Below are 6,514 nucleotides of genomic sequence, written 5' to 3' on the forward strand. Positions count from 1 at the left end.
GGCCGATGGCCGGAAGAGCCCTTGCCGCCGCGACAGCCCCGACGCCCGCCACGTCCACCCGGCTCAGCCCGGCCCGGCGGAGGTCGCGGTCGAGGACCGGTGCGTGCGGTCCGGGCCGGTGGATCGTTGGTCAGGGCATGGTGAGCGGAGCGGGCGGTGGCGCGGAACGGGCGCCGATGGTGTGGGCGTTGGCGGTGCACCCGGCGGAGGTGGGGCCGCCGTTCGCGGAGGCGATCGTGGAGGTCGGTCCGCAGCTGTACGGAGACCTGGTGGAGGACGTGGTGAACAGCGGGTTCGTGCTCGCGGCGGGGGATCCACCGGCGACCACCGGGACGGTGGAGGTCGGCGGCGACCGCCTGGTGCGGCTGGTGCTGGTGGGAGGCCGTCAGGTGTGGGAGCCGGCCTCGCCGGTCCTGGTCTCGTCCGGCTGGCTGTCGGCCGCGCGGGGCCGGGCCGGGGTGGTCGTGATCGTGGTGCCGCCCGGCACCTGGCCGGCCGGCCTGATGGATCTGCCCCTACAGGACCGGATCGACGCCTTCACCCGGAGCCTGGAGGAGGCCCGCGCGGCGGGCCGGTTGCTGCACGGACTGGTCGGCCTCGAAGTCTGACCAGCTGCGGAGCGTTCCGGGCGGCCCGCGCGGACGCCGGGTCAGCAGCCGGAGCCGGCCGCCCTACGGCTCCGCCCGTGGGGCGGCCACCGCCGCGTGCCCGGGCCATGCACGGAAACCGGCTTGCAGACAAGGCCCACGACACGATTTGCTGTACCTCTGACCTGACCTGGTCCTCTTGCCGCTCCGGTCCGACCCGGACGCGCTGTTCTCGGGAGAGTCGCATCAACACCGTCATACGCCGTCGTACCCGCCGCGCCGTACTCGCTGCCTCGGTCACCGCCACGGTCCTGGCCGGGGGCCTCACCGCCTGTGGCACCGTCAAGGAGCTCAACGCCGCGGACAAGGTCTCCAAGGCGTTCCAGAAGATCGGGGACCGCAAGGCCTTCAAGGCCGAGCTGTCCGTCCAGGCCAGCGCCGATCAGCTGATCGCCTTCGGCAAGGCGGTCGAGGACCCGATCGAGCCGGACACCGCCCGCGCGGTGTCCGACCTGACTCTCTCCGTGTCGATGAGCGCCGACAAGCCGCTCAAGGATGTCGGAGCGCTCAAGAAGGGTTCCGCGGAGACCAACTCGACGGCCGACTTCCAGGGCCTCGACCTCGCCTACGTGCTGGCTTCGAAGAAGGGCCAGACGTACGCCGACGTCCGCGTCGTCGACTCCAAGTTCTACCTCAAGGTCGACATCAAGGGCATCGCGGAGCTGGCCGGTGAGGACGCGACGGCGGTCACCCGGTTCGCCGCCGAACTGCCGCCCGAGGCCAAGGTCATCAAGGACGTGGTCGACGGCAAGTGGGTGTCCCTCGACACCAAGCAGCTGGAGCAGTTCGGCAAGGACGCCCAGAAGGGCGCCGGTTCGGCGGCCCGGCCCTCGGCCGCGCCGACGCTGGACGAGCAGACCTCCCGCAACCTGATCAACTCCGTGAAGGACGTGCTGACCAAGAACGTCTCCTTCGAGGACAAGGGCAAGCAGGACGGCGCCGACCTGATCCGCGTCTCCGCCCCGACCCGCGGCCTGCTCGACGGCCTGCTCCAGGCCGTGCGACCGCTCGCCAAGGACCTGCCGCAGCTCTCGCCGCTGCCCTCCACGCTCCCCTCCGACGTGCCCGACCGGCAGATCGGCGTCGATCTCGCGATCAAGAACGGCGCGATCTCCTCGGCCACCTTCGACCTGGCCCAGCTGACGGAGAAGGCCGGCCCCGACGTCCACCTCCCGGTGCGGCTCTCGCTGAGTGACGACGTCGAAGCTCTCAAGGCGCCTTCCGGGGCCACCGAGATCACCGACGCGGACTTCAAGTCCTTCGGTGAGCTGCTGACCGCCCAGGTCCTCGGAGCGGGTGCCGGGGCGGGTGCCGGAACTGGCGCCGGTGCCGGTGCCGGGGCCGGGGCCGGCTCCACGCCGGCCGCCCCGCTCACCGACGCTCAGCTGGGCGAGCTCGCCGCGGCGGGCATGGACGCCGAGCAGGCCAAGGCGATGAACAAGCTCGGCTTCAGCTTCGAGGAGCTCAAGGAGCTGGCCGCCGTCTGACGGCCCACCACTCGACCGGCGCGGCCCCGTGCTTCTCCTTCCGGAGGGCGCGGGGCCGCGCCGCTTGGTGTGAGCACCCGGGAGGCGCGTTCCGGCTCGGGCCGGGGACCGCTCCCGGACGCCCGGTCACCTGGCTGCCACGGGCGGGTCGCCCCGTCCGCGCGGGCCTGCCTACCGTGGGCGGATGAGCGAGCGCCAGGCGGGCAGGCCGGTTCTCCGGCGGGCGGGCTGTCTCGGGGCCGCCGGCGCCTTCGCCGTCTGCATGGCCGGTACCACGCTGCCGACCCCTCTCTACGGCCTCTACCAGCAGCAGCTGGGCTTCTCCGAGCTGATCGTCACGGTCGTGTTCGCGATCTACGCCCTCGGTGTGATCGGTGTGCTGCTGTCGCTGGGCAGCGTCTCCGACAGCGTCGGGCGCCGGCCGGTGCTGCTGTGCGGCCTCGGCCTGGCGGCGCTCAGCGCGCTCTGCTTCCTGTTCGAGGGCGGGCTGCCGCTGCTCTGTCTGGGCCGGCTGCTGTCCGGCCTGTCGGCCGGGCTGTTCACCGGCACCGCCACCGCGTACGTGCTGGAACTCGCCCCGCCGGGCCACGAGGGCCGGGCCGCGTTCGCCTCGACCGCGGCGAACATGGGCGGGCTCGGCTGCGGCCCGCTGCTGGCGGGGCTGCTCGCCCAGTACGCGCCGGAGCCGCTGCGGCTTCCCTTCGTGGTGCACCTGGTGCTCGTCGCCGTGTCGTTCGCGGTGACCTGGTGCCTGCCGGAGACGGTGCGCCCGGCGCGGCCGCTCGCCGCCGCGCGGCCCCGGCTGCTCCGTCTGCCCCCGGAGACGCGCGGGGTGTTCGTCCCGGCCGGGATCGCCGGGTTCGTCGGCTTCTCCCTGCTGGGCGTCTTCACCTCCGTCACACCGGCCTTTCTGGCGGAGTACCTCGGTGTGCACAACCACGCGGTGGTCGGGCTGGTGGTCTTCCTGGCGTTCTTCGGTTCCACGATCGGTCAGTTGCTGGGCGCCCGGCTGGATCCGGTCCGGGCGCTCCCGCTGGGCTGTCTGGTCCTGGTCGTCGGGCTGGCGCTGATGGCCGGTTCGCTGGCCTGGACGTCGCTGCCGGCGCTGGTACTGAGCGCGCTGATCGGCGGCGCCGGTCAGGGTCTGGCACTGCGTGGCGCGGTGGCCGTGGTCGCCCGCGCGGCTCCTGTGGCGCACCGCGGTGCCGTGCTGTCCTCGCTCTTCGTGGTCGCCTATCTCGGCATCTCCATCCCGGTCATCGGCATCGGTGTGCTGACCGGCCCGCTCGGCCTGGCGGAGGCCGGGCTGGTCTTCATCGCCTGCGCGGTGCCGCTGGCCGGAGCCGCCGGCCTCCACCTGTCCCGCCACCCGGCCCGGTGACCGGGAGGCCGCGGCCCGGCCGCCCGCTGCGCCGCTCCGCCATGCCGTTGCCGCCGTACGATCCGTAGGCGTACGGTGGCCACACGGTGGCGTTCAGGCCGACGGCGCGCCCGCCAACGCGCGACATGACGGCGGTGCCACCGCCTCGCGTTGGCACGCACTGCCGGAGAGCGCGATGGCAGATCCGATGGCTTTTTTCACCACCCCCCGCCGGCCCCGTGAGCGGAGGGCTCCGCAGGAGCGGCTGGGAGACTGGCGCGAGGTCCACCAGGTGGGAGCGAAGCTCCCGGTGGTGGGCGAGCAGGCCGCCCGTTGCATGGACTGCGGCCTGCCCTTCTGCCACGCCGCCTGCCCGTTGGGCAACCTCATCCCGGACTGGAACACGCTGGTCTCCCACGACGACTGGCAGGCCGCCGCCGAGCGCCTGCTGGCGACCAACAACTTCCCCGAGTTCACCGGCCGGCTCTGCCCCGCCCCCTGCGAGAGCGCCTGCGTCCTGGCCATCGACACCGAGGCCGTGACGATCAAGAACGTGGAGCTGGAGATCGCCGACCGGGCCTGGGCGCTGGGGTACGACCAGCCGTGCCCGCCGGATCGGCCGACCGGCCGGCGGGTGGCCGTCATCGGCTCGGGCCCGGCCGGCCTGGCCGCCGCCCAGCAGCTGACCCGCGCGGGGCACGCCACCACGGTGTACGAACGCGCCGACCGGATCGGCGGGCTGTTGCGCTACGGCATCCCCCCGTTCCGGCTGGAGAAGCACCGGCTGGACCGGCGGATCGACCAGATGCGGGCGGAGGGCACCAGCTTCCGCGCCGGGGTCGAGGTGGGCCGCGACCTGGCCGCGGACGAACTGCGCGCCCAGTACGACGCGCTGGTGGTCGCGGTCGGTGCCACGGCCTTCCGGGATCTCCCGGTGCCCGGCTGCCGACTGGTCGGCGTGCACCAGGCGATGACCTATCTGACCCTCGCCAACCGGGTCGACGAGGGCGACTTCCCGGCGTCCCCGGTGTCCGCCGAGGGCCGCAGCGTGGTGATCGTCGGGGGCGGCGACACCGCCGCCGACTGCCTGGGGACGGCCCTGCGGCAGCGTGCGGCGGCCGTCACCCAATTCGACATCAACCCCCGGCCGCCCGAGCGACGGTCCGCCGACCAGCCCTGGCCGGTGCACCCCAAGGTGTACCGGGTGACCAGCTCGCACGAGGAGGCCGGCGGAGCGGCCACCGAACCCAGGGTGTTCGCGGCGACCGCGGTCGGGTTCGAGGCGGGCGCGGGCGGGAGCCTGGCGGCCGTCCGGTTCGCGGAGGCGCGGCCGGGTGACCGCAGCCCCCGGCCGGGGACCGAGCGGATCGTCCCGGCCGAGCTGGCACTGCTGGCCCTGGGTTTCTCGGGCCCGGAGCGGGACGCGGCGCTGACCGGACAGCTCGGCCTCGCGGTCGATCCACGGGGAAACCTCGCCCGGGACGACGGTTTCGCGACCGCGGTGGACGGGGTGTTCGTCGCGGGGGACGCGGGGCGCGGGCAGTCCCTGATCGTCTGGGCGATCGCCGAGGGCCGGGCCGTGGCCGCCGCGGTGGACCGCTACCTGCGCGGCGGCACCGAGCTGCCCGCACCGGTCGCGCCGTCCGACCGCAGCTGGTAGAGCTCGCGCCCCGGGCGAACACCGTGCCCGCTCGGCCGGAGACACCCCGCCGCTGGTCTGCCACGCCCTCACCGTCATCCCGCCCTCACCTCTCGGGCCGGCCGTCCCGGCCCGCCGCCGGCGTGCGCTGCGGGCCGACGGCGCTCTGCCCCTCCCGGTCGGCGAAGGCCGGGGCGAGCGTGCTCAGGTCGAGCAGCAGGCCGAGGACGTCGTGCGCGTTGGCGGCGAGCCGCCGGGACTGGTCGGCCGCTTCGCCGGTGGTCCTGCCGAGCACCCGGGCGCTGACGGCGTCGATCAGCTGGTGGGTGCTCTCCGCCACCCGGCGTACCAGCCGGTCGAACTCCTCGTGATCGGCCGGCCGCTCGACCGGCGGCCCGCACACCGACACCGCGGCCGCCGCCTCTGCGACCGCGGGCGGGCGTTGCTCGCCCGCCTCACTGAACCGACCGGTGTCGGACATGACTGACCTCCTGCTTCGCACCCGGACGAACCGGCCCGGCGATCGGGTGGAGCGCCGCCGCGGTTGCCGATGGTACACGGCCGTGCGCGGAGCGTGTCCAGCGGTTTTCGCCGAACCGCTCCGCCCCGAAGGGGTGGTCCCGCGGTGCCGCCCCCGGTCGGTCAGTCGCCGTCCGCCCGGTCCGCCCGCCCGGCGAGTCGGCCACCCTCCCCACTCGGTCGCTGGTAGTAGTTGCGTGGTTGCGGTGTGAACTCCCGTCGGGGTGTCCGGCGGGAGCGTCGGCCGCCCCGACTCGACAGATGCGCACCGCCGCGCAGTGCTCGCCGCGGTGCCCGGGTGTTGGACAAGGAGCGGTCATGGGTGGCAGACAGCGTCCGCCGAGAGCGCGGAGCCCTCGGCCGGGCAAGGAGGCCGGGGCCGGTGCCCGGGTCGACTCGCGGGTGGAGATCGCGCGACTCGAGGGCTATCTGGCCTGGGAGGCGGAGGTGGCGGCGGCCGAACGGGACGCGCAGGCCTTCGCGGCCCGGTTCCCCTGGCTGTCGCCCGGCGAACGGGAGAGCCTCGAACAGGCCTACGCGGCCGACCGGCTGCGCTATGCCGAGGAGGTGGTCGACCGGGCGGTCGAACGGTGCCGTCAGCTCGCGGCCCGTTACCGCAGTGAGTGCCGGCGGATCTGTTCGCGCTGGGCGGCCGTCTGCCTCTCGGTGGCGCTCGCGGCGGCCCTGCTCGCCGTCGTCCCCGCCGCCCTGCGCGGCTGATCCGCGCCGACGCGGCAGCGAAGGGGGCCCCCCCCCCCCCGGGGGGGGGGGGGGGGCCCGCGGGGGGGCGGGGGGGGCCCGGGGGGGCGGGGGGGGCCCGGCCGCCGCGGCCCGCCCGGGCGCGCCCCCCCCCCGCCCGGGC

At 74.7% G+C, this 6,514-nt stretch carries 6 protein-coding genes; 5 read left to right on the forward strand and 1 reads right to left on the reverse strand.

Going from position 1 to position 6,514, the window contains the following annotated elements:
• Positions 1 to 137: 137 nt before the first annotated feature.
• The 4 genes from ACIP82_RS10745 (at position 138) to ACIP82_RS10760 (ending at position 5,154) form a co-directional block, all read left to right on the forward strand.
• Entirely contained in the window at positions 138 to 608 is a 471-nt protein-coding gene (locus ACIP82_RS10745; protein ID WP_400652859.1) for a hypothetical protein, read from the forward strand.
• A 107-nt stretch (positions 609 to 715) separates the two neighbouring features.
• On the forward strand, positions 716 to 2,134 hold the full coding sequence (locus tag ACIP82_RS10750; RefSeq protein ID WP_400652861.1) for a hypothetical protein: 1,419 nt from the start codon (positions 716 to 718) through the stop codon (positions 2,132 to 2,134).
• A 184-nt stretch (positions 2,135 to 2,318) separates the two neighbouring features.
• Complete coding sequence (locus tag ACIP82_RS10755; protein ID WP_400652863.1) at positions 2,319 to 3,515, forward strand: MFS transporter; 1,197 nt, start codon at positions 2,319 to 2,321, stop codon at positions 3,513 to 3,515.
• Positions 3,516 to 3,690: 175 nt separating this feature from the next.
• A complete protein-coding gene (locus tag ACIP82_RS10760; protein WP_400652865.1) occupies positions 3,691 to 5,154 on the forward strand; it encodes a glutamate synthase subunit beta in 1,464 nt (487 codons plus the stop codon).
• A gap of 85 nt (positions 5,155 to 5,239) precedes the next feature.
• Here ACIP82_RS10760 and ACIP82_RS10765 read toward each other — a convergent pair whose 3' ends face one another.
• Positions 5,240 to 5,614, reverse strand: a complete 375-nt coding sequence (locus ACIP82_RS10765) for a hypothetical protein (protein WP_363613657.1) — start codon at positions 5,612 to 5,614, stop codon at positions 5,240 to 5,242.
• Between the two features lie 356 nt (positions 5,615 to 5,970).
• On the opposite strand from ACIP82_RS10765, the gene ACIP82_RS10770 reads away from it, so the two are divergent.
• Complete coding sequence (locus ACIP82_RS10770) at positions 5,971 to 6,372, forward strand: hypothetical protein (protein WP_363613659.1); 402 nt, start codon at positions 5,971 to 5,973, stop codon at positions 6,370 to 6,372.
• The last annotated feature ends 142 nt before the right edge of the window (positions 6,373 to 6,514 follow it).

The organism is Kitasatospora sp. NPDC088548 (assembly GCF_044753005.1).
Taxonomy (GTDB): Bacteria; Actinomycetota; Actinomycetes; order Streptomycetales; family Streptomycetaceae; genus Kitasatospora.